Annotated in this window: 20 protein-coding genes, 1 tRNA gene and 1 other RNA gene; 21 read left to right on the top strand and 1 reads right to left on the bottom strand. The window is 63.1% G+C overall.

What is annotated here, in order from left to right:
- Positions 1-3 precede the first annotated feature (3 nt).
- Positions 4-570 (top strand): G/U mismatch-specific DNA glycosylase, encoded by a 567-nt coding sequence (mug, locus tag WOB96_RS12730; RefSeq protein ID WP_341371672.1) that lies wholly within the window; start codon positions 4-6, stop codon positions 568-570.
- Here mug and WOB96_RS12725 read toward each other — a convergent pair.
- Positions 567-2,057 (bottom strand): ArnT family glycosyltransferase, encoded by a 1,491-nt coding sequence (locus tag WOB96_RS12725; RefSeq protein ID WP_341371671.1) that lies wholly within the window; start codon positions 2,055-2,057, stop codon positions 567-569. The genes mug and WOB96_RS12725 overlap by 4 nt on opposite strands.
- A 191-nt stretch (positions 2,058-2,248) precedes the next feature.
- On the opposite strand from WOB96_RS12725, the gene WOB96_RS12720 reads away from it, so the two are divergent.
- The 20 genes from WOB96_RS12720 to hflK all read left to right on the top strand — a co-directional run bounded on the left by WOB96_RS12720 (position 2,249) and on the right by hflK (position 21,161).
- On the top strand, positions 2,249-3,886 hold the full coding sequence (locus WOB96_RS12720) for a CTP synthase (protein WP_341371670.1): 1,638 nt from the start codon (positions 2,249-2,251) through the stop codon (positions 3,884-3,886).
- Complete coding sequence (gene kdsA, locus WOB96_RS12715) at positions 3,886-4,737, top strand: 3-deoxy-8-phosphooctulonate synthase (RefSeq protein ID WP_341371669.1); 852 nt, start codon at positions 3,886-3,888, stop codon at positions 4,735-4,737. Before WOB96_RS12720 ends, kdsA begins: the two co-directional genes overlap by 1 nt.
- 48 nt (positions 4,738-4,785) lie before the next feature.
- A complete protein-coding gene (gene eno, locus WOB96_RS12710; RefSeq protein ID WP_341371668.1) occupies positions 4,786-6,066 on the top strand; it encodes a phosphopyruvate hydratase in 1,281 nt (426 codons plus the stop codon).
- 49 nt (positions 6,067-6,115) lie between these two features.
- On the top strand, positions 6,116-6,385 hold the full coding sequence (gene ftsB, locus WOB96_RS12705; RefSeq protein WP_341371667.1) for a cell division protein FtsB: 270 nt from the start codon (positions 6,116-6,118) through the stop codon (positions 6,383-6,385).
- A gap of 56 nt (positions 6,386-6,441) precedes the next feature.
- Positions 6,442-6,532 (top strand) — tRNA-Ser (locus WOB96_RS12700).
- Between the two features lie 47 nt (positions 6,533-6,579).
- An RNA gene (gene ffs / locus WOB96_RS12695) (signal recognition particle sRNA small type) lies at positions 6,580-6,676 on the top strand.
- Between the two features lie 29 nt (positions 6,677-6,705).
- Positions 6,706-8,379 (top strand): DNA polymerase III subunit gamma/tau, encoded by a 1,674-nt coding sequence (gene dnaX, locus WOB96_RS12690; RefSeq protein ID WP_341371666.1) that lies wholly within the window; start codon positions 6,706-6,708, stop codon positions 8,377-8,379.
- A gap of 41 nt (positions 8,380-8,420) precedes the next feature.
- Positions 8,421-8,747, top strand: a complete 327-nt coding sequence (locus tag WOB96_RS12685; RefSeq protein ID WP_479725482.1) for a YbaB/EbfC family nucleoid-associated protein — start codon at positions 8,421-8,423, stop codon at positions 8,745-8,747.
- 9 nt (positions 8,748-8,756) lie between these two features.
- Positions 8,757-9,359 (top strand): recombination mediator RecR, encoded by a 603-nt coding sequence (gene recR, locus WOB96_RS12680; protein ID WP_341371665.1) that lies wholly within the window; start codon positions 8,757-8,759, stop codon positions 9,357-9,359.
- Between the two features lie 67 nt (positions 9,360-9,426).
- Positions 9,427-10,638: an ammonium transporter gene (locus tag WOB96_RS12675; RefSeq protein WP_341371664.1), complete on the top strand. Its 1,212-nt coding sequence runs from the start codon at positions 9,427-9,429 to the stop codon at positions 10,636-10,638.
- 23 nt (positions 10,639-10,661) lie between these two features.
- Complete coding sequence (locus WOB96_RS12670) at positions 10,662-11,528, top strand: NAD(P)H-hydrate dehydratase (RefSeq protein ID WP_341371663.1); 867 nt, start codon at positions 10,662-10,664, stop codon at positions 11,526-11,528.
- Positions 11,521-12,894, top strand: a complete 1,374-nt coding sequence (gene bioA / locus WOB96_RS12665) for an adenosylmethionine--8-amino-7-oxononanoate transaminase (RefSeq protein WP_341371662.1) — start codon at positions 11,521-11,523, stop codon at positions 12,892-12,894. The genes WOB96_RS12670 and bioA overlap by 8 nt, the downstream gene beginning before the upstream one ends.
- A 22-nt stretch (positions 12,895-12,916) precedes the next feature.
- Positions 12,917-13,381 carry a CBS domain-containing protein gene (locus tag WOB96_RS12660; protein WP_341371661.1) on the top strand — a complete coding sequence of 155 codons (465 nt, stop codon included), beginning with the start codon at positions 12,917-12,919 and terminating at the stop codon, positions 13,379-13,381.
- Complete coding sequence (gene tsaE, locus WOB96_RS12655; RefSeq protein WP_341371660.1) at positions 13,381-13,830, top strand: tRNA (adenosine(37)-N6)-threonylcarbamoyltransferase complex ATPase subunit type 1 TsaE; 450 nt, start codon at positions 13,381-13,383, stop codon at positions 13,828-13,830. The genes WOB96_RS12660 and tsaE overlap by 1 nt, the downstream gene beginning before the upstream one ends.
- Complete coding sequence (locus WOB96_RS12650) at positions 13,830-15,254, top strand: N-acetylmuramoyl-L-alanine amidase family protein (protein WP_341371659.1); 1,425 nt, start codon at positions 13,830-13,832, stop codon at positions 15,252-15,254. Before tsaE ends, WOB96_RS12650 begins: the two co-directional genes overlap by 1 nt.
- An 11-nt stretch (positions 15,255-15,265) precedes the next feature.
- Positions 15,266-17,086: a DNA mismatch repair endonuclease MutL gene (mutL, locus tag WOB96_RS12645; RefSeq protein WP_341371658.1), complete on the top strand. Its 1,821-nt coding sequence runs from the start codon at positions 15,266-15,268 to the stop codon at positions 17,084-17,086.
- Positions 17,087-17,108: 22 nt separating this feature from the next.
- Positions 17,109-18,065 (top strand): tRNA (adenosine(37)-N6)-dimethylallyltransferase MiaA, encoded by a 957-nt coding sequence (gene miaA / locus WOB96_RS12640; RefSeq protein ID WP_341371657.1) that lies wholly within the window; start codon positions 17,109-17,111, stop codon positions 18,063-18,065.
- A 134-nt stretch (positions 18,066-18,199) separates the two neighbouring features.
- Complete coding sequence (hfq, locus tag WOB96_RS12635; RefSeq protein ID WP_341371656.1) at positions 18,200-18,457, top strand: RNA chaperone Hfq; 258 nt, start codon at positions 18,200-18,202, stop codon at positions 18,455-18,457.
- A 3-nt stretch (positions 18,458-18,460) separates the two neighbouring features.
- Positions 18,461-19,750 (top strand): ribosome rescue GTPase HflX, encoded by a 1,290-nt coding sequence (gene hflX / locus WOB96_RS12630; protein WP_341371655.1) that lies wholly within the window; start codon positions 18,461-18,463, stop codon positions 19,748-19,750.
- Between the two features lie 193 nt (positions 19,751-19,943).
- Positions 19,944-21,161, top strand: coding sequence for an FtsH protease activity modulator HflK (gene hflK, locus WOB96_RS12625; protein ID WP_341371654.1), 1,218 nt, complete (start codon positions 19,944-19,946; stop codon positions 21,159-21,161).
- The last annotated feature ends 2 nt before the right edge of the window (positions 21,162-21,163 follow it).

Raw genomic sequence — 21,163 nt, 5'->3', positions numbered from 1 at the left:
GTGATGCGTAGAAAGGCTGGCGGCGCTCGGCCCGACAGCCAGCAATTGCTGGCCGCGAAGGACAAGACCGTACCCGATGTGATCGCGCCGGGGCTCGATGTGCTGTTCTGTGGCATTAACCCCAGCCTCTATTCAGCAGCCCTGGGGCAGCATTTCGCCCGGCCCGGCAATCGCTTCTGGCCGGCCCTGCATCAGGCGGGCTTTACCGACCGGCTGTTGCATCCTTCCGAGTCATCCGAACTGCTGCGCGCAGGCTGCGGCATCACCAACATCGTGGCGCGCGCTACGGCCACGGCCGCCGAGTTATCCCCGGAAGAACTACGGAAGGGGCAGATTGCGCTGGCCGCCACGGTGGAGCGCTGGCGACCGCGCTGGCTGGCGGTGCTTGGCATTGGCGCCTACCGGCATGCCTTCGTCCGGCCCAAGGCAACACTCGGCAGGCAGGCAGAGCGCATCGGTGATGCCAATATCTGGGTGCTGCCCAACCCCAGTGGCTTGAATGCCCACTACCAACTGGCGGAGCTCGCCGCCTTGTTCAGTGCATTTCGGGACGCAGCCCGGGCCCGTTAGAACTTTCCGGGTCGGGGCCACTCGCCGCCATGGTAGTTCTCGCAGAAAAACACGCTGAATTCGCGCCACTTCACGTTCTGGGTGATCGATTGATGGCTTCCTTTTGACTCACAGCGATCAAAGCGCGATGACCAGATCGGCGGTGGCTCACTGCTTACTCCATCCATCACCAGCAGGGCATTTTCGCCCCGATGCTTTTCAAAGTCCGGCCAGAAGTCATACTGATTGAAGCGCCGTCCGCCGAAGTTGGCGTTATAGACCTGTGCTTGATCCGGCAGATAGAAAGCCAGGCTGGAGGCGGTCTGATAGCTGCCGCTGACCAGAAAGGCCGGGCCCGTGCTGCGGCGAATGCGCTCCACCTGGTCCGCCATCTGCGCCCAGCCGCGCATCTGGTGCGAGGCGTCCTGCTTGCGTTTGACAGGCAAGCCCGCATCACGCAACAGATCGGTGCTGAGTACGATCGCCAGGCTCAGGATGGCCAACCCAAAGCCCGCCATCAGCCAGCGCCGGAACCGTGGCTCGCTCAGCGGTCCCGCCGCCAGGATGAACAGCCCCGTGTAGGTGGCCACCGGCCAGTTGGCGTTGACGCTGCCGACCATGGCCTTGCTAAAGAAAAACAGCAGGCTCAAAAGGCTGGGCCACAGAATGATGCCGTAAAAGCCCGGGCGTGGCTCGGGCCGGCGCATGAGCCGCCAGATGCCCATGGCCACCAGGAAGAAGAGGACTGGTGAGATGATACCGATCTGGCCACCCAGGAACTCGAACCAGTCGCCAATGCTGGCCTGACCTTCCTCGACATGCGCGCCGGCATGCAGAAAGGTGCCCCAATCGTTCTGCGCGTTCCACCAGAGCATGGGCAGGGTGCAGAGCAGGGCGATGAGCGCCGCCAGATAGGGCTCCCTGCGGCGCAGCCAGTGGCGCAACGCGGGCTGCCAGATCAAATAAAGCAGTACGGCGGCCGGCAGGAGGCCCATGCTGAGCTTGGTCAGCAAGCCCAGGCCGGTGAACAGGCCCGCCGCATACCAGGCGCGGGGGCTGTCCAGCGCTACGGCATGCCAGGTCGCGTAGAGTGCTGCCAGCCAGCAAAGCACCATCGGCACGTCGGTGGTCATCACCAGGCCACCAATGAAAAACAGCGGACTGAGCGTGATCAGCAGGGCGGCGATGAGACCGGCTTGCACCGAATCCCAGAGCCGACTGGCAAAGCGCCAGGCCAGCAGGGATGCCCCGAGTGAGATCAGAGGTGCGAACAGCCGTACGCCAAGCTCGGTATTGCCGGCGATCTGCGTGCCGAGCGCAATCAGCCAGGCAATCACCGGCCCCTTGCTGTAGTAGCCGAGATCCAGATGTCGTGACCATTCCCAGTAATGCGCCTCGTCCGGGGCCAGGTCCAGCGGCCCCCAGACGATGTAGGCGTAGCGGAACAGCGTGATGGCAATGAGGATCAGGAACAGGCTGCGTGGCAGGGCGAGAGACTTCCGGTTCATCCTGCCGGCTAGGGCGGATACGGCGCTGGACAATTGCATCATCCTGTCTGGAGATAGTGGCTGGCATTGTAGGAAAAGATCAGCGGGCTGTATACTCGTCGGCGATCATCCACTGGCGTTGAGACTTCGCCGGCTTTCTGCTAAGGTTCACGCCTGCATTCCTCCCTCCGTCTTACGCGATCAGTCAAGCCATGACCAAATACATCTTCGTGACCGGTGGCGTAGTGTCTTCCCTCGGGAAAGGCATTGCCAGCGCATCGCTTGGGGCCTTGCTCGAAGCCCGTGGCCTCAAGGTCACCATGCTCAAGCTCGACCCCTACATCAATGTCGATCCCGGCACGATGAGCCCGTTCCAGCATGGCGAGGTCTTCGTTACCCATGACGGCGCGGAAACCGATCTCGATCTCGGTCACTACGAGCGCTTCATCTCCGCGCGCATGGGGCGGCGCAACAACTTCACCACGGGGCTTGTCTACCAGACCGTGATCGAGAAGGAGCGGCGCGGCGATTATCTCGGTGGCACGGTGCAGGTCATTCCGCACATCACCGATGAGATCAAGCGACGCATCAAGCTCGGCGCCGAGGGCGCAGAGGTGGCGCTGGTGGAAATCGGCGGGACCGTCGGCGACATCGAGTCCCAGCCCTTCCTAGAAGCCATCCGGCAGATGGCCGTGGAGGAGGGGCGCGAGAACACCATGTTCGTGCACCTGACCTTGGTGCCCTACATCGCCTCTGCCGGCGAGATCAAGACCAAGCCCACCCAGCACTCGGTGCGCGACCTGCGCGAAATCGGCATCCAGGCCGATGTCGTGCTCTGCCGCGGCGACCGGCCGGTGCCCGCCGACCACCGCGCCAAGATTGCGCTTTTCTGCAACGTCCCCGAGCGTGCTGTCATTTCCGCCGTGGACAGCGACAGCATCTACCGCATTCCGCTCTTGCTGCATCAAGAAGGTTTTGATGATTTCGTCGTCAAGCGCCTGGGTCTGAATACCGGCGCCCCGGATCTGTCCCGCTGGGAAGCCATCGTTGACGCCATGGACAATCCCCAGGGCGAGGTGCGCATTGCGCTGGTGGGCAAATATGTCGGCCTGACCGAGTCCTACAAGTCGCTGTCCGAGGCCCTGATTCACGCCAGTTTCCGCAAGCGCATCAAGTTGCGGGTGCTCTACGTGGATGCCGAGCAGATCGAGCAGGAGGGCGCCGGGGCCCTCCTGCTCGATGCCGACGCCGTGCTGGTGCCGGGGGGCTTTGGCAGCCGCGGCATCGAGGGCAAGATTGCCGCCATCCGCTACGCCCGCGAGAATGGCGTGCCTTATCTCGGGATTTGTCTTGGCATGCAGATGGCCGTGGTGGAGTTCGCCCGCAATGTCGTTGGCCTTGCTGATGCCGCCAGTGCCGAGTTCGAGCCGGAGACGCCCAATCCGGTGATCGCCCTGATGACCGAGTGGCGCACGCCCGAAGGCGATATCGCCTATCGCGAGGCCGGTGGCAATCTCGGCGGCAGCATGCGCCTTGGCGAGCAGGCCTGCCATCTGCAGGCTGACAGTCTGGCCGCCCGAGTGTACGGCGCGGAGCGAGTCCTGGAGCGCCATCGTCATCGCTTCGAGTTCAACAACCGTTTTCGCGACCCGCTCACGGAAGCAGGCCTGCGGATCTCGGGCACCTCCGAGGATGGTCAGCTCGTGGAAATGGTCGAGATCCCGGATCATCCCTGGTTCCTGGCCTGCCAGTTCCATCCCGAATTCACCAGCACACCGCGCTATGGCCATCCGCTTTTCGAAGCCTTTGTCCAGGCTGCCATGGACCAGCGCGCAAGAGGTCAATCCTGATGCATCTCTGTGGTTTTCCCGTTGGCATCGAGCATCCCTTCTTTCTCATCGCCGGACCCTGCGTCATCGAGTCCGAGGGCCTGGCCCTGGAAACCGCCGGCCAACTCAAGGAGATTGCCGATCGTCTGGGCATTCCCTTCATCTACAAAAGCTCCTTTGACAAGGCCAACCGTTCCTCGGTGAAGTCCTTCCGCGGGCTGGGCATGGATGAGGGATTGCGTATCCTCGACAAGGTCCGCCGTGAAATCGGCGTGCCGGTACTCACCGATATCCATGAAAAGGATGAGGTCGAGCCAGTGGCCGCCGTGGTGGACGTGCTGCAGACACCCGCTTTTCTCTGCCGCCAGACGGATTTCATCCAGGCCGTGGCGGCCGCGGGCAAGCCGGTGAACATCAAGAAGGGCCAGTTCCTGGCGCCCTGGGACATGAAGAATGTCGTGGACAAGGCGCGCGCCACCGGCAATGAGCGGATCATGGTCTGCGAACGCGGCGTCTCCTTCGGCTACAACAATCTTGTCTCCGACATGCGCGCCCTGGCCGTGATGCGCGATACCGGCTGCCCGGTGGTCTTCGATGCCACCCATTCCGTGCAGTTGCCGGGTGGCCAGGGCGAGAAGTCCGGTGGCCAGCGCGAGTTCGTGCCGGTGCTGGCCCGCGCCGCCATGGCCGCCGGCATCTCCGGCATCTTCATGGAAACCCATCCGAATCCCGAGTGCGCCCTGTCCGACGGGCCCAATGCCTGGCCGCTGGGGCGCATGGCCGAGTTGCTGGAAAGCCTGCAGCTCATCGACCAGGCGGTCAAGGGCCGGCCACTTGCGGAAAATTCCCTCCTTGGCGGCCCGCAGTCCTGATGCGAGATGCCAAGACGATTCACCTGAAAAGCCACAAGCGGAGTTGACATGTCTGCCATTATCGATGTTCATGCGCGCGAAGTTCTGGATTCCCGAGGCAACCCGACGGTAGAGGCCGAGATTCTGCTCGACAGCGGCATTCGCGGTCGCGCCATCGTCCCGAGTGGGGCTTCCACCGGCGAGCGCGAGGCCGTGGAGCTGCGCGACAATGAGCCGCGATTTGGTGGCAAGGGCGTGCGTCAGGCCGTCGCCAACGTGCGTGGCGAGATTCGCGAGGCCCTGCTCGGCATCGAAGTCTTCGAGCAGCAGGAAATCGACCAGATCATGATCGATCTGGATGGCACCCCCAACAAGTCGCGCCTCGGCGCCAACGCCGTGCTGGCGGTGTCCATGGCCTGCGCCCACGCCGCCGCCGCCGAGCTGGATCAGCCGCTGTATCGTTACATCGGTGGCCTCGGGCCCCTGGTGCTGCCAGTGCCGATGATGAACATCATCAACGGTGGCGCGCATGCCGACAATGCCGTGGACATGCAGGAATTCATGATCCTGCCGGTCGGCGCCCCAAGCTTTTCCGAGGCCCTGCGCATGGGCACCGAGGTCTTTCATGCCCTGAAGAAAGTGCTGCACAAGCGCGGGCTGGCGACCACGGTCGGCGATGAGGGCGGCTTTGCTCCGGACCTGCCTTCCAATGAGGCCGCGCTTGAACTGATCATGGAAGGCATCGAGGCAGCGGGTTTCCGCCCCGGGGAGGACGTGCTGCTGGGTCTGGACGTGGCATCGAGCGAGTTCTATCAGGATGGCCGCTATCATCTGGAAAGCGAGAAGCGCAGTCTGAGCGCTGCCGAATTCGTGGATTATCTCGCTGGCTGGGTGGATCGCTATCCGCTGATCACCATCGAGGATGGCATGGACCAGAACGACTGGGCCGGCTGGAAGCTCCTGACCGAGCGTCTGGGCAAGCGGGTGCAGCTCGTGGGCGATGACCTTTTCGTCACCAATGCCGGTATCCTGCGCCGCGGGATCGAAGAAGGGATCGCCAACTCCATTCTCATCAAGGTCAACCAGATCGGCACCCTGACCGAGACCCTGGCTGCCATCGAGATGGCCAAGCAGCATCGCTATACCGCCGTGGTTTCGCACCGTTCGGGCGAGAGCGAGGACACCACCATTGCCGATATCGCGGTGGCGACCGGCTGCGGCCAGATCAAGACTGGCTCGCTGTCGCGCACCGACCGGCTGGCGAAATACAACCAGTTGCTGCGCATCGAGGAGCAGCTTGGCCGTCATGCGGTCTATCCCGGGCGTAGCGCTTTTTACAATCTGGGCTAAATTGAGGGAATCCAGTCCTCGATCCACCCTGTAATCACGGTCGGGTTCCATGCGCCTGCTCAATGCCTCACTGCTTGCCATACTGCTGATCCTGCAATATCCGCTCTGGTTCGCGGAAGGCAGCTGGCGCACGGTGCTTACGCTGCGCAAGGAACTGACCCTGCAGCAGGCGGAAAATCATCGGCTGGAAGATCGCAACAAGCGGCTGCTGGCCGAGGTGCAGGACCTGCGCGCCGGGACTGCCGCCGTGGAGGAGCGGGCGAGGATGGAGCTTGGCATGGTGCGCGAAGGCGAGGTCTTCGTGCAGTACGTCAAGTGAAGCCAATCTGGCTTGCTCCGGCCCCCAAAGCAGCCTATAATCGCCCATTCCGTTCTGGAGAGGTGACCGAGCGGCCGAAGGTGCAGCACTGGAAATGCTGTGTACTCCAAAAGGGTACCGTGGGTTCGAATCCCACCCTCTCCGCCAGAATTCCATGCATAACTACTAAGGTCTAAGCGATCAATGGCGGCGAAGACCGGTCCCCTCGCAATGGTAGGTTGTGAACCCCGTCAGGCCCGGAAGGGAGCAGCGGCAGCAGCCGATCCATGTGCCGGGGTGTGGCTGGTCCGAGCCGCCACCTTTCTTGCGGGTACCCCCTCATGCCGGCTTATCTGGCCCTAGCGCGCAAATGGCGTCCGCAGCGGTTCGCGGACTATGTCGGGCAGGAGCATGTCGTGCGCGCTCTGGCGCATGCCCTGGACTCCGGGCGCCTGCATCATGCCTTCCTGTTTTCCGGCACCCGCGGGGTGGGCAAGACCACCATAGCCCGCCTGTTTGCCAAATGCCTGAACTGTGAGCGGGGCGTCAGCAGCCAGCCCTGTGGCGAATGCGCCGCCTGCCGTGAGATCGAGGAGGGGCGCTTCGTCGATCTCATCGAGGTCGATGCCGCCAGCCGCACCAAGGTGGATGATACCCGGGAACTGCTCGACAACGTGCAATATGCCCCAACGGCCGGGCGCTTCAAGGTCTACCTCATCGACGAAGTGCACATGCTTTCCGGGCATAGCTTCAATGCCCTCCTGAAGACCCTCGAAGAACCACCCCCGCATGTGAAGTTCCTGCTGGCGACCACCGACCCGCAAAAGCTGCCGGTCACCGTGCTGTCGCGCTGTCTGCAGTTCAATCTGCGTCGGCTCGATCCGGAACTCATCCGCACGCGCATGGCGCAGATCCTGGAGGCGGAGGCGCTTGCCTTCGATGACGCGGGCCTGCGCCAGCTTGCGCGGGCAGCCGACGGCAGTCTGCGTGATGCCTTGAGCCTGCTGGATCAGGCCATCGTCCATGGCGGCGGCGCGGTGCAGGGCGATGCGGTCGGTGCCATGCTGGGCCAGACCCAGCGCGCAGCACTCTTTGACATTGTCGAGGCCCTCGCTGCTGGGCAAACTGGTGCCCTGTTCGAACAGCTCGAGGGCATCCTGCAGTCCGGTTATGACGCGGCCCTGTTCCTGGAAGACCTCGCACGCATCCTCCACGCCCTGGCTTTGCGTCAGGTCCTTGCCGATGCGCCGGCGGATGACCTGGCTGAGGCGCAGCGGCTGACCGATCTGGCTAGGCGTCTGAATCCGGCCGATCTGCAACTCTATTATCAAATTGCCCTGCTGGCCCGGCGGGATCTGCACCTCGCGCCGGACGGCCGAGTAGGCCTGGAAATGGCTTTGCTGCGCATGCTGGCCTTTCAGCCGCAGGTCAGTCGGGATGAGATAGCTGCCCCGGCACCCCGGCCCAGGCAGGATGTGCCAGCCAGGACGGCCTCGCCCAGCCCCTCCGGCAAGCCCTTCGAAGCTGTAACACCGGTGTCCGCAGCGGTACCCGCAGTGCGCGAAAACCCGGCCCCCTTTCCGGATCCGCGCGTGGCTGCCTCGCCAGCACCGGCAACCACGGCAGCCGCTCCAGGTCCGGCGGACTGGGGACAGGTGCTGCAGCAGCTCGATATCCTGGGTTTGTGGAAGGCGGTGCTGGAACATGCCGAGGCGCGTGAGTTCTCGGCCGAGGCGGTGACGATTGCACTGTCGCCGGGGCACGCGAACATGGCCGACAACCCGAAATTCCGCGCTGCCCTGGAGCAGGCCCTCAAAAGCCATCTGGGACAGCAGCCAAAACTGAAGCTGATCCGCATGGAAAGCGCTCAGGGCGACACCCCCGCCAGGCGTCAGGCACAGGCCCGCCAGGCGCGGCAGGCTGCGGCGGAGCAGGCCATGCAGGAAGATCCCCTGGTACGTGAAATGCTGCAGACATTCGAGGCCAGCATTGTTAAAGTGGAACCGAAGGACTAACCCTCCGGTAGAAACCTACACCCAATGAATGGAGCGCGACCATGATGAAAGGCGGCTTGGGCAATATCATGAAGCAGGCCCAGAAGATCCAGGAAGACATGAAGAAGGCGCAGGAGGAACTGGCGCAGATGGAAGTCACTGGCCAGTCCGGTGGCGGCATGGTCAAGGTGGTGATGACCTGCCGCAACGATGTCCGGCGTGTCAGCATCGACCCCAATCTCCTGCAGGAGGGTGATCAGGAAATGCTGGAGGATCTCGTCGCCGCTGCGTTCAACGACGCCGTGCGTCAGGCGGAAAAGACCGCGGCGGACAAAATGGCCAGTCTGACCGGTGGGCTGAACATCCCCGGCATGAACATGCCCTTCTAAGGAGCGACCTTGGCTTACACCGTCCCCGCCATCGAGGAACTGGTGCAGGCCCTGCGGCAGTTGCCCGGGGTCGGGCCACGCTCCGCCCGGCGCATGGCCTATGCACTGCTGGAGCGCAAGCGCCCGGCCATGGGGGAACTGGCCGCGGCCCTGCGTCGGGCTGATGAAACGGTCAGTCACTGCCAGCGCTGCAACAACCTCAGCGATGCGCCGATTTGTGGTCTGTGTCAGTCATCCCGGCGCGATCCACGTCTGCTCTGCGTGGTCGAGACCCCTGCGGATGTCGCAGCCATCGAAGCGACCGGAACCTATGACGGTTTTTATTTCGTGCTCATGGGGCATCTCTCGCCGCTGGACGGCATCGGCCCCGAAGCGCTCGGCATCGATCGCTTCGAAGCCCTGCTGGATCAGGGTTTCGAGGAAGTGATCCTGGCCACCAATCCGACCGTGGAAGGCGAGGCCACGGCTCACTTCCTGGCCGATCTGGTGCGCATGCACGGCCTGCGGGCCAGCCGTATCGCCCATGGCGTGCCGGTCGGCGGGGAACTGGAGTACGTGGATCGCGGCACACTCAGCAGTGCCCTGAGTGGCCGGCGTGCCATCGAGGATTAGCCAGGAAAATGATAAGTAAGCTGCCCGACCATGAGCGGGCAGGCGGATTGGGTGGAAAATGGCAAACATGCAGGCTGCCCTCAGCGGCGGGGATGTCTTCTTTGTGCTCATGGGTGCCGTCATGGTGCTCGCCATGCACGCCGGCTTCGCTTTCCTGGAGGTGGGCACGGTCCGGCGCAAGAATCAGGTCAATGCGCTGGTGAAGATCATTGCCGACTTCGGGGTGTCCACGTTGGCCTACTTCTTTGTCGGTTACTGGATTGCCTATGGGGTAAGTTTTCTCCATGGCGCCGACACCCTGATCCGCGGGGACAATGGCTATGGTCTGGTGAAGTTTTTCTTTCTCCTGACCTTCGCGGCGGCCATTCCGGCCATCATTTCCGGCGGTATTGCCGAGCGTGCCCGGTTCTATCCGCAGATGCTTGCAACCGCCCTGCTCGTCGGCCTCGTGTATCCCTTTTATGAGGGCATCGTCTGGAATGCCCATTTTGGCATCCAGGCCTGGTTGAAGGGCCTGTTTGGTGCACAATTCCATGATTTCGCGGGTTCGGTGGTGGTCCACGCCATGGGCGGCTGGATTGCCCTGATGGCGGTTCGCCATCTTGGCCCGCGCCGGGGCCGTTTTGGCAAGGATGGCGCGGTGCACGCCATCCCACCCTCCAACATTCCCTTTCTGGCACTGGGTTCCTGGATCCTTGTCGTTGGCTGGTTCGGCTTCAACGTGATGAGCGCGCAGCGGCTGGAGGCGGCATTGGGTCTGGTGGCGCTCAATTCCCTGATGGCCATGGTCGGTGGCTTGCTAGCAGCGCTCGTCATGGGCCGCAATGATCCGGGCTTCGTGCATAACGGCGCCCTGGCGGGCCTGGTGGCCATCTGCGCGGGCTCGGATCTGGTGCATCCCCTGGGCGCGCTGGCGATTGGCGCTGTTGCCGGTACGCTCTTTGTCTATGTTTTCGAGCTGCAGCAATATCGCTGGCGCATCGATGACGTGCTCGGGGTCTGGCCCCTGCATGGCGTGGCCGGCGTCTGGGGTGGTCTCGCGGCGGGCATCTTCGGCCAGCAAGTGCTGGGCGGACGCGGTGGCGTGAGCATCATGTCCCAACTCCTGGGCACCCTGCTTGGCGTGTTGATTGCGGCCCTGGCGGGCTATATCGTGTACGGTTTGATCCAGCGCCTGATCGGGCTGCGGCTCAGCCAGGAACAGGAGTACGATGGCGCGGACCTGAGCATGCACAAGATCAGCGCCTATCCAGAGGAAGACACCTCGCGTAGCCGCTAGGCGGGTATTTGTGACTGAAGCACATGGCTGAAACGAACACTCATAAATCCCTGTCCCCGATAAAGCTGGACTGGCAGTCCTTGCCCGGCCTGCCTGCGCGCGCGCCGGACAGCCACAAGGGCAGCCATGGTCACGTGCTGGTGCTGGGCGGCGCCAGTGGCATGGGCGGGGCAAGCGCCCTGTGCGCCTGGGCCGCCTACCGCGCCGGGGCGGGCCTGGTCTCCGTGGGCTGCCACCCGGACAGCCGCATGCATCTCGCCGCCTGGGTGCCAGAGGCCCTGAGCCTGGACTGGCCTGGCACGCTCTCTTCCTGGTCGCGTCCGGGCGTGGTGATCGCCATCGGGCCGGGCATGGGGCAGGGTCTGGGTGCCCAGACCCTGCTGGAAGAGGCCGTCGCCCTGTCAGTGCCCCAGGTCCTGGATGCCGATGCCCTCAATCTGCTGGCGATCCGGGGGCCCGGGCTGCTTGCCGCCGGCCCGGTGCGCCTGCTGACTCCCCATCCCGGCGAAGCCGCCCGTCTGCTGGGCCTTGACACCCGATCCGTGCAGGCCGACCGCCCCGCAGCCGTGCTGAATCTCGCCCGCCGCTACCGCGCCATCTGCATTCTCAAGGGCCATCAGACCCTGATCAGTGATGGCGAACGCGTCAGACAGTGCGAGCTCGGCAATCCCGGCATGGCAAGCGGGGGCACGGGCGACGTGCTCACCGGCATCCTGGCTGCCCTGCTGGCCCAGCAGCTCGCGCCCTGGGACGCGGCCTGCCTGGGTGTTTGTTTGCACGCTCGGGCAGGGGATCTGGCAGCCGAGCGGCTGGGACAGACCAGCCTGATGGCACGCGATCTGATAGAATTTCTGCCCACTGCTTTCAAGGATTACGCGCCACATGACTGAACCTGCCATCGATCCCGCCCAGCTTGCCGCCTGGGACAAATCCTGTTTCTGGCATCCCTTCACCCAGATGCAGGTTTATTGTCAGGAAGACAATCTGATCTTCGCGCGCGGCGAGGGCAATTATCTTTTTGACGTGCATGGCAAGGCCTATCTGGATGCCATTTCCAGTCTTTGGTGCAATGTGCATGGGCACAATCATCCCCGCCTGAATGCCGCGCTCACTGATCAGCTTGCCAAGGTGGCGCACAGCACCACGCTTGGCGCCAGTAATCCGCCAGCCATTCTGCTGGCAAAGCGCCTGGTCGAGATCGCGCCCAAGGGGCTCGAAAAGGTGTTCTATTCGGAAGATGGCGCCGAGGCGGTGGAAATCGCCGTGAAAATGGCCTTTCACTACTGGCGCAATGTCGGGCGGCCGGAAAAGCAGCACTTTCTGACTCTCGACAACGCCTATCACGGCGACACGGTGGGGGCGGTGTCCGTGGGTGGCATGGACCTTTTCCATGGAGTTTATCAGGGGCTGCTGTTCCATGCCGCGCGCCTGCCCAGTCCCTATGGGCTGGCGCGCGAGATGTTCGGTCCCCTTGACTGGGATCAGCCTGCGGCGGCCACGGCCTGGCTCACGCAACTGGAAGAGGCGCTGATGGCGCGCGGCCATGAAATCGCGGCGCTGGTGCTGGAAAGCGGCATCCAGGGCGCGGCGGGGCTGCTGCCTTTTCCCGCGGGCATCCTGCGCGGCGCGCGCGAGCTCTGCGACCAATATGATGTATTGCTGATTCTCGATGAGGTCGCCACCGGTTTCGGGCGCACCGGGCGCATGTTCGCCTGTGAGCACGAGCAGGTCACCCCGGATCTGATGTGTCTGGGCAAGGGGCTGTCGGGCGGCTATCTGCCGCTGGCGGCCACCCTCGCCAGCAACCGGGTCTATGAGGCATTCCTCGGCGCCTTCGGCGATACGCGCCAGTTCTATCACGGGCACACCTTTACCGGGAATCCGCTGGCCTGCGCGGTGGCCCTGGAGAACCTCGGCATTTTTGAGGATGATCAGGTACTTGCCGGACTCCCCGAAAAAATCCAGTATCTTCAGGAAAGGCTGATGCCGCTTTGGGATCACCCGCATGTCGGCGCGCTGCGTCAAAAGGGTCTGATGATTGGTATCGAGATCGTCGCGGACAAAACCGCCGGAGCGGCCTATCCTTATGGTGACCGGGTCGAATACGCCATTTCGCGCGCGGCAGTCGAGGCAGGTGTCTATACGCGCCCCCTGGGAGACACCCTGGTCTTGATGCCGCCTCTGAGCATCAGCCTGGCCGAGATCGAGCGGATGATGGAAGTCATCCTGCGGGCGATCGACCACGTTACCTCGTAGTTCAAGCGACAGGAGAACAGGCATGGCTTGCGCCCAGGACATCATGAGCAGCAATGTGGTCAGCGTGAATGCAAACGACAGCGTGGATACCGTTGCCAAGGTCTTTCTGGAGACCCGGCATCACAGTGTGCCGGTGGTCGATGAGCAAGGGCGCCTGCAGGGGATCATCAGCCAGGAGGATCTCATCGATGCCCGACGCAAGGTCCATCTGCCGACCGTGTTCACCCTGCTGGACAGCTTCATTCCCCTGGGAGGCTTTCAGGAGTTTGCCCACGAACTGCGCAAGGCTACGGCCTCGACAGCGCTGGAACTGGCCAGCACCGAAGTCGTGACCGCAAGGCCCGAGGAGAGTGCCGATGATGTTGCCGAGAAACTCGCCCACAGCCATATCCATGCCCTGCCGGTGGTCGATGGCGAGAATCGGCTGCTAGGGATCGTCACGCGCTCGGATGTGCTGCGTGAGCTGATCCAGCGATCTCGCGGCTGATGCACTGGGACATTCCCAGCCCCGAACTCATGCGTGAATGGGGCAAGACCCTCGGGCAGGCGCTAAAGCCTGGTACCCTGGTATATCTCAGCGGTGATCTTGGCGCCGGCAAGACCACCCTGGCAAGCGGCATTCTGGCGGGTTATGGCCATGCGGGCCGCACCAAGAGCCCGACCTATACCCTGGTCGAGTCCTATGAGACTGCCCGCGGACCGGCCTATCACTTTGACCTGTATCGCCTGGAGGATCCGGAGGAACTGGACATGATGGGCTTCCGTGACTATCTTTCCAGCCAGTCGCTTTGTCTTGTTGAGTGGCCGGAACGCGCCGCCGGGCTGTTGCCAGCCCCGGACTTGCACTTGTCTCTGGAACTGTGTCTGCCCGATCACCGGATCACCCTGTTCCATGCCAGCGAAAGAGGCCGCGCCTGCCTGCCGGGGGACGACTGATGACCAAATCGATATATCTCATTTTCCTGCTGATCACCTACAGCCTGTTTTGCTGCACCGAGAGCATTGCCGGGCCGGTGGAGGTCCGGGGTGCGCGCTTCTGGGCCAGCCCCGACAAGGCGCGGCTGGTCTTCGATCTGGCGGCCCCGGTGCATTTCAGCTGGGAGCAGCACGATGGCCAGGTCCTCGTCACCCTGAAAAACGCCCTGCTGCTTTCGAAAACACCCGAGCTGGCCGGCGACAATCGCTATCTCCGGGCCATTCGCCGCGTGCAACTGCAGAATGAGGATGTCAGCCTGGCCCTGGACACGATGATGCCCGTGCAGGTATCGGCCTTTCTGCTCAAGCCCATGGGGCCTTATAGCCACCGTCTGGTGATTGATCTGGCACCACCTACGACCCCGCTGGGCCGCGCTGCCATGTCAGACAGTAGTGCGACGGGAGTTCACGCCCTGTGGCAGGACAAGGAACGGGGCGATCCCATGCCCTTGCCATCTTCCATGTCCGGGCGCAGCTGGCTGGTGGCCGTGGACGCCGGGCATGGGGGCGAGGACCCTGGCGCCATCGGTCCCGACGGCACATACGAGAAGAACGTGACCCTGGCCATCGCGCGGGCCCTGGCGCGGCGCATCAACAAGACCCCGGGCATGCGGGCCTTCCTGACCCGGGACGGGGATCATTTCGTGACGCTCTGGGATCGCACCAAGCGTGCCCGCCAGGTCAAGGCGGACATCTTCGTGTCCATCCATGCCGATGCTTCGATAGGCGCATCCGCGCGCGGCGCCAGCGTGTATACCCTCAGCCCGAAGGGGGCAAGTGACCAGGCGGCAGCCATGCTTGCCAACAAGGAAAACCAGGCTGACCTCGTCGGTGGCATCCGCATTGCCGACAAGGACAACATGCTGGCTTCGGTGCTGCTGGATCTCTCCCAGACCGCGACGATCAGCGACAGTCAGGTCCTGGCAACCAATGTGCTGGGCAATCTCGAAAAACTCACCAGGCTGCACCGTGACGACTTTGGCCAGGCAGGCTTTGTCGTGCTCAAGTCGCCGGACGTGCCGTCCATTCTGGTGGAAACCGGGTTCATCACCAATCCCGAAGAGGAACGCCTGCTCAACAGCAGCAAGTATCAAACGCAACTGGCGGACGCCATCTTCAGCGGCATCAGCCAGTACATGGCCCGCAACAGCAGGCCTGTCATCGTGCCACCGACCAAGCTGGTGTCCCGGGAGCCGGATGAGAAGCCGGCGACCAGTGGCCGCCAGCAGGAAGATTCGACCGCCAGCCGTATACATCGGGTTAAGTCGGGTGAAACCCTGACGGGCATTTCACGACTTTACGACGTCAGCCTCGAAAAACTGCGCAAGATCAATTCGCTGAAATCCGGTCGCCTCCTGGCCGGACAGCAGCTCGTCCTGCCCTGAAGGAGTTTCCCATGCCCGCATCCCGGGTGCAGCTCCTGCCAGCCCTGCTCATCAACCAGATTGCCGCTGGCGAGGTAGTCGACCGGCCCGCCTCGGTAGTCAAGGAGCTGCTGGAAAACAGCCTGGATGCCGGTGCCCGCCGCGTGGAAATCCTGCTCGAGGAAAGCGGCTTGCGGCGCATCCGCATCCGCGATGACGGCCACGGGATCGCGCCGGATGATCTGGCGCTTTGCCTTGCCCGCCATGCCACCAGCAAGATCCGCAGCCTGGAGGAGCTGGAGCAGGTGGAGAGTTTTGGCTTTCGGGGCGAGGCGCTGCCCGCCATCGCCTCGGTGGCGCGACTGCAACTCACCAGCCGCGAGACGGGAACGGAACAGGCCTGGCAGATCAGCGTGTCCGGCGGTGAAAGCGGAGAGCTTGCACCGGCGGCCCACCCAGCGGGAACCACGGTCGAGGTGCGGGATCTGTTTTTCAACACACCGGCGCGTCGCAAGTTTCTCAAGGGCGAGCGTACCGAGCTTTTCCACGTTCAGGATGTGGTGCGGGCTGCCGCGCTGGCGCGCTTTGACGTGGAATTCCGGTTTCAGTCCGCGGAGCGCAGCGTCTGGCGTCTCCCGCCGGCACTGGATGCCCAGGCCCGGCATCAGCGCGTGGCGGAGATCCTCGGGGAAGGTTTCCTGGAAAACTCGCTCTATGTCGAGCACGAGCATCTCGGCTTGCGTCTGGAAGGCTGGGTGGGCCTGCCCAACTTCAATCGCGCCAATACCGCTGCGCAGCACTTTTTCGTCAATGGCCGGCCGGTGCGTGACAAGACGGTCGCCCATGCCGTGCGCCAGGCCTTCAGTGACGTGCTATTCAAGGGCCGACACCCGGCCTTTGTGCTGTACCTGTGCCTCGACCCCGCCAGCGTGGACGTGAACGTGCATCCCGCCAAGCAGGAAGTGCGCTTTCGCGAGGCGCGGCTGGTGCATGATTTCCTGTATCGCACCCTGTACCAGGTGCTGGGTGAGTACCGTCCTTCAGCGACCCCGATACCGGAGCCGGCGCCCAGGGAAAACAATGAGGCGCCAGCCTTCAAGCCAGATCTGCCGTTGTCCTCCGCCCGTCCCGCACCTGCAAGGGGGCAGGGGGCATTGCCCCTGCGCGAACCGGGCGCCGATTACTGGGCGGCGCTGGTGGCCCCGGCCATTGCACCGGCCGCAAGCCTCGTTCCGGAGCAGCCATCAGGGCCAATGCCTGCCGATATCGGGCAACACGCCCTGGGGCGGGCCATCGGCCAGGTTGCCGGCCGTTTCATCCTCGCGGAGAACGACCAGGGGCTGGTGCTGGTGGATCAGCATGCGGCGCACGAGCGGGTGCTCTATGAAGAACTCAAGCAGCAACTGGGGACCGGGCAATCGGTGCAGGCCTTGCTGATCCCGGTACAGCTGACCCTGAGCCCTGCCCAGATGCAGGTCTGGGAAGCCCATCAGTCGGCATTCCGGGAAAACGGTTTCGACTGCAGCGCGCTCGGGCCTCAGACCCTGGTGGTGCGCAGCATGCCGCGCCTGCTCTCGGGGCGCGATCTCGGTCCACTCTTCCAGGTCTTTCTGGACGATCTGCGCGAACTCGGCAGCAGCCGTCACACCGAGGAGTGCATCCATGCTCTGCTTGGCAACATCGCCTGCAAGGCGGCCATCAAGGCCAATCACCCCTTGAGCCTGGAAGAAATGAACGCCCTGCTGCGCCAGGTGGAACAAACCCCGCGTGCCGGCCAGTGCAATCATGGGCGTCCGACCTACGTGCAGATGAGCCTCGATGAAATGGACCGGCTCTTCCTGCGCGGCAGATGAGCCTCGCCGGCTTCCGCCATCCATGACTGCCGCTTACCCCGCCATCTTTCTCATGGGCCCAACCGCCAGCGGCAAGACCGATCTCGCCATTGCTCTGGCGGATCGTCTGCCGGTCGACATCATCAGCGTGGACTCGGCCCTGGTCTATCGCGGCATGGACATCGGTACCGCCAAGCCCGATCCGGCTTTGCGACAGAGTTATCCCCATGCCCTGATCGACATCCGTGATCCTTCCGAAAACTATTGCGCGGGCGATTTCCGTCGCGATGCCCTGGCCTGCATGGCCGCGACGCGGGCGCGCGGACGAATCCCCCTGCTGGTGGGCGGCACAGGCCTCTATTTCCGGGCCCTGGAGCAGGGGCTGATCGAGATCCCGCCCATCCCGGCAGCCCTGCGCGACCAGCTGCGCCGGCGCCTCGCTCTGGAAGGCGCAAGGGCCTTGCACACGGAACTCGCCAGACATGATCCCCTGGCTGCGTCCAGGATCCATCCCAATGACAGCCAGCGCATCACCCGGGCGCTGGAAGTCTGGCAGGCCACGGGCCGGCCGCTGAGCGCCTGGCAGCAGCGACCGGGCGGGGACCGGGCCGATTACCGCTATCTCAAGCTGGTGCTTGCACCGCCCAGAGACCTGCTTTACGAGCGGATTGGCAGACGCCTGGCGCAGATGTCGAGCAATGGCTTTCCCGAAGAGGTGCAAAGGCTCTGGCGCCAGGGGCTGGATCCTGAACTTCCGGCCATGCGCGCTGTCGGATACAGACAGCTACTTGCCTGGTGCCGGGGCGAGATGTCTCTGGATGCGGCACTGGCGGCCGCCCTGCAGGCTACCCGGCAACTGGCCAAGCGTCAGCTGACCTGGTTGCGTGGTGAAACCGGCTGTGAACTGCTGGACACCAGCATGTCTGTCCAAATCGCGGAACAGGTGGCCCGGCGCATTCGCCAGTTTCATCGAGAAACCGAAAAATCCGGCACAGCATAAGCCTTTTAGGGGAATAGGTTCAGCATGCAAAATTTGCTAGACTTGCCCAAGGCAGTGTCGGCGCTCTACCGTGCGTACCTTTTCTTGGCAGCGATTCACTTGGCCAAAATTAAAAAAGAGGAGATCATCTAAAAATGGCTGCGAAAGGACAAATGCTGCAGGACCCCTTCCTGAATCTGCTGCGTCGGGAGCATGTGCCGGTATCCATTTATCTTGTCAACGGCATCAAGCTGCAGGGTTATATCGAATCCTTCGACCAGTTTGTCGTTTTGTTGCGCAATTCCGTCAGTCAGATGGTGTACAAGCACGCCATTTCCACGGTCGTACCCAGCCGAGATGTGCGCTTGCCCGCGCCAAGCGACGCGGAGAAGTCCGGAGGCGGCGAGGAGTAAGGTTTGGGCGAACAAGCCAAGGTAGCAAACCGCACGGTTCTCGTGCATCTCAATCTCGGTGATCAGTACCGGGAAGCCCAGGAAGATATCGAGGAACTCCGACTACTGAGCCTGTCCGCAGGCGCGGAAATCGTGGGCGAGGTCTCGGCCAATCGCAGCCGGCCGGATCCCGCCTATTTCGTTGGCTCGGGCAAGGTCGAGGAAATCCGGCTGCTGGTCGAAAGCACCCAGGCCGATCTCGTGATCTTCAATCACGCGCTCTCGCCCATTCAGGAGCGCAATATCGAACGCGCCCTGTCCTGCCGCGTGCTGGACCGGGTCGGCCTGATTCTGGACATCTTTGCGAGCCGGGCCCGGACCCATGAGGGCCAGTTGCAGGTTGAACTCGCGCAGCTCGAGCATCTCAGCACCCGCCTGGTGCGGGGCTGGACCCACCTTGAACGTCAGCGCGGCGGTATCGGCCTGCGCGGTCCTGGTGAAACCCAGCTCGAACTGGACCGGCGCATCCTGCGCCAGCGCATCCATACCCTCAAGCAGCGTCTGGAAAAGGTGCGGGCCGGGCGGGCACTGCGCCGGCGTGCGCGCCAGCGTGCGCCCATCCGCACCATCTCGCTGGTTGGGTACACCAATGCCGGCAAATCCACCCTGTTCAATCGGCTGACGCAGTCTGAAGTATTCGCTGCCAACCAGCTCTTTGCCACGCTGGATCCGACCATGCGGCGCCTGATGCTGCCCACTGGTGAAGCGGTGGTGCTGACCGATACCGTGGGCTTCGTGCGCCACCTGCCGCATCAGCTGGTGGCCGCCTTCCGGGCCACGCTTGAAGAGGTGGCGGCTGCCGATCTGCTCCTGCACGTCGTGGATTTTTCCAGTCCCGAGCACGGCGACCAGATCCGGCAGGTGGATGCCGTGCTCCGGGAGATCGGCGCCGAGGACCTGCCGACCATTCTCGTGTATAACAAGATCGACGCCGTTGATCAGGATCCCGGGATGCAACTGGACGAAGCTGGCCTGCCAAGGCAGGTCTGGCTGTCGGCCTGGACCGGCGAAGGCACGGATCTGCTGATCGACGCCATCGGACAGCATCTGCGTCATGAGAAGGTCCGCGTCTGCGTGGATCTCGAGCCTGGCGACGGCGTCTGGCGGGCGCGGCTCTATGCCCACGGACAGGTCCTCGAGGAGGACATCGACGATCAGGGTGGGATCTCACTCTCAGTCGAACTCGACAGCGCCATCTGGGGGCGGTTTCAGCAGCAGGGGCTACATGGCAGGCAGGTGGACGGAACACCCTGACCCGGCTGGCAGACCGCGAAAACGCTATATGATAGCTATATAATAAAAGACGAATCTTTCCAATCCAGCAGTAATGCGCGCCGCACCTGTCCAGGGTGCGGCGCGCGCAATGTTGCCAGTTGATGTAAGGGCACTTAGAATGGCGGGTTTGTTTGCCCCGCCGGCCATGAATGGTCCAGAAAAGGAGCTTTTGATGCCCTGGAGCGACCCAGACAAGGGAAATGACTATAATCCCTGGGGAAAACGTACACCGCCGAAGTCCAATAATGACCTGGGTGCCTGGATGGAGAAGATCCGCAGGCAATTCGAGGGCCTGTTTGGCGGCCGGGGTGGCGGGAGTGGTGGTACAGGTCCCAGGCTGGGCAGTGCCCTGCCTTATGTGATTGGCATTCTGGCGCTGCTGTGGCTGGCATCCGGTATCTATGTCGTGGGTCCTGACGAGCAAGGGGTGGTGCTGCGCTTTGGATCCCATGTGGATACCACGCAGCCGGGCCTGCATTATCATCTGCCTTACCCGATCGATGTGGTCTACACGCCCAAGGTCACCGAGAGCCGTCGTATCGAGATCGGCTACCGCACCGCCGGCACTACCCGGCGCGGTATGCCGAATGAAGCGCTGATGCTGACCCAGGACGAGAACATCGTCGACATCGCCTTTGCGGTACAGTTTCGCATCAGCAATCCGTCTTATTTCCTCTTCAACTCGCGGGATCCAGAGACGCTGGTGCGTCAGGTTGCCGAGTCCTCGATCCGCCAGGTCGTGGGCCGCAGCAAGATCGATCAGGTGCTGACCGAAGGGCGCGCCCTGATCGAGCAGAACGTGCAGATCCTGATGCAGCAGACCCTGGACCACTATAAATTGGGTCTGATCGTGGATGCCGTGCGTCTGCAGGGCGTCAATCCGCCGGAGCAGGTCCTGCCCGCCTTCCTGGATGTGGTGAGTGCGCGGGAAGATCTCCAGCGTGCCCGCAATGAGGCAGAGGCCTATGCCAACGACGTGCTGCCCCGCGCTCGCGGTGAAGCGGTCCGCATCGTCGAGGAGGCAGCGGGTTACAAGCAGCGCAGCATCGAGCAGGCCACGGGTGATGCCTCGCGCTTCAGCCAGATCCTGACCGAGTATCGCAAGGCACCTCGCATCACCAGCGAGCGGCTGTACCTGGAAAGCATGGAAGAGATCCTGCGCAATGCCAACAAGGTGATCGTCGACAGCAATCGTGGCAACAACGTGCTCTATCTCCCGCTCGACAAACTGAAGGAGTCGCAGCAGATGCCCCCAAGGCAGCAGGCGGACAATGGCCAGCAGCAGGAAGCGCAGCCTGCCCAGAACCCGGCTGCAGCATCCGAAGGCACACAGAACCGTGCCGGGCAGGTGCAAAATTTCGAGCCGGTCCAGCCGCAGGGAGCCCGCTAGAC

Origin of the sequence: Thermithiobacillus plumbiphilus, from assembly GCF_038070005.1 — a bacterium.
Classification (GTDB): domain Bacteria; phylum Pseudomonadota; class Gammaproteobacteria; order Acidithiobacillales; family Thermithiobacillaceae; genus JBBPCO01.
The sequence above is the reverse complement of the archived record's forward strand: the minus strand, read 5'-3'. Positions and strand labels throughout refer to the sequence as shown.

What these genes read in the sequence shown, in the direction of transcription:
- mug (WP_341371672.1), top strand. Translation starts at nt 4, where the DNA reads ATGCGTAGAAAGGCTGGCGGCGCTCGGCCCGACAGCCAGCAATTGCTG.
- WOB96_RS12725 (WP_341371671.1), bottom strand. Translation starts at nt 2,057, where the DNA reads ATGAACCGGAAGTCTCTCGCCCTGCCACGCAGCCTGTTCCTGATCCTC.
- WOB96_RS12720 (WP_341371670.1), top strand. Translation starts at nt 2,249, where the DNA reads ATGACCAAATACATCTTCGTGACCGGTGGCGTAGTGTCTTCCCTCGGG.
- kdsA (WP_341371669.1), top strand. Translation starts at nt 3,886, where the DNA reads ATGCATCTCTGTGGTTTTCCCGTTGGCATCGAGCATCCCTTCTTTCTC.
- eno (WP_341371668.1), top strand. Translation starts at nt 4,786, where the DNA reads ATGTCTGCCATTATCGATGTTCATGCGCGCGAAGTTCTGGATTCCCGA.
- ftsB (WP_341371667.1), top strand. Translation starts at nt 6,116, where the DNA reads ATGCGCCTGCTCAATGCCTCACTGCTTGCCATACTGCTGATCCTGCAA.
- dnaX (WP_341371666.1), top strand. Translation starts at nt 6,706, where the DNA reads ATGCCGGCTTATCTGGCCCTAGCGCGCAAATGGCGTCCGCAGCGGTTC.
- WOB96_RS12685 (WP_479725482.1), top strand. Translation starts at nt 8,421, where the DNA reads ATGATGAAAGGCGGCTTGGGCAATATCATGAAGCAGGCCCAGAAGATC.
- WOB96_RS12675 (WP_341371664.1), top strand. Translation starts at nt 9,427, where the DNA reads ATGCAGGCTGCCCTCAGCGGCGGGGATGTCTTCTTTGTGCTCATGGGT.
- WOB96_RS12670 (WP_341371663.1), top strand. Translation starts at nt 10,662, where the DNA reads ATGGCTGAAACGAACACTCATAAATCCCTGTCCCCGATAAAGCTGGAC.
- bioA (WP_341371662.1), top strand. Translation starts at nt 11,521, where the DNA reads ATGACTGAACCTGCCATCGATCCCGCCCAGCTTGCCGCCTGGGACAAA.
- WOB96_RS12660 (WP_341371661.1), top strand. Translation starts at nt 12,917, where the DNA reads ATGGCTTGCGCCCAGGACATCATGAGCAGCAATGTGGTCAGCGTGAAT.
- tsaE (WP_341371660.1), top strand. Translation starts at nt 13,381, where the DNA reads ATGCACTGGGACATTCCCAGCCCCGAACTCATGCGTGAATGGGGCAAG.
- WOB96_RS12650 (WP_341371659.1), top strand. Translation starts at nt 13,830, where the DNA reads ATGACCAAATCGATATATCTCATTTTCCTGCTGATCACCTACAGCCTG.
- mutL (WP_341371658.1), top strand. Translation starts at nt 15,266, where the DNA reads ATGCCCGCATCCCGGGTGCAGCTCCTGCCAGCCCTGCTCATCAACCAG.
- miaA (WP_341371657.1), top strand. Translation starts at nt 17,109, where the DNA reads ATGACTGCCGCTTACCCCGCCATCTTTCTCATGGGCCCAACCGCCAGC.
- hfq (WP_341371656.1), top strand. Translation starts at nt 18,200, where the DNA reads ATGGCTGCGAAAGGACAAATGCTGCAGGACCCCTTCCTGAATCTGCTG.
- hflK (WP_341371654.1), top strand. Translation starts at nt 19,944, where the DNA reads ATGCCCTGGAGCGACCCAGACAAGGGAAATGACTATAATCCCTGGGGA.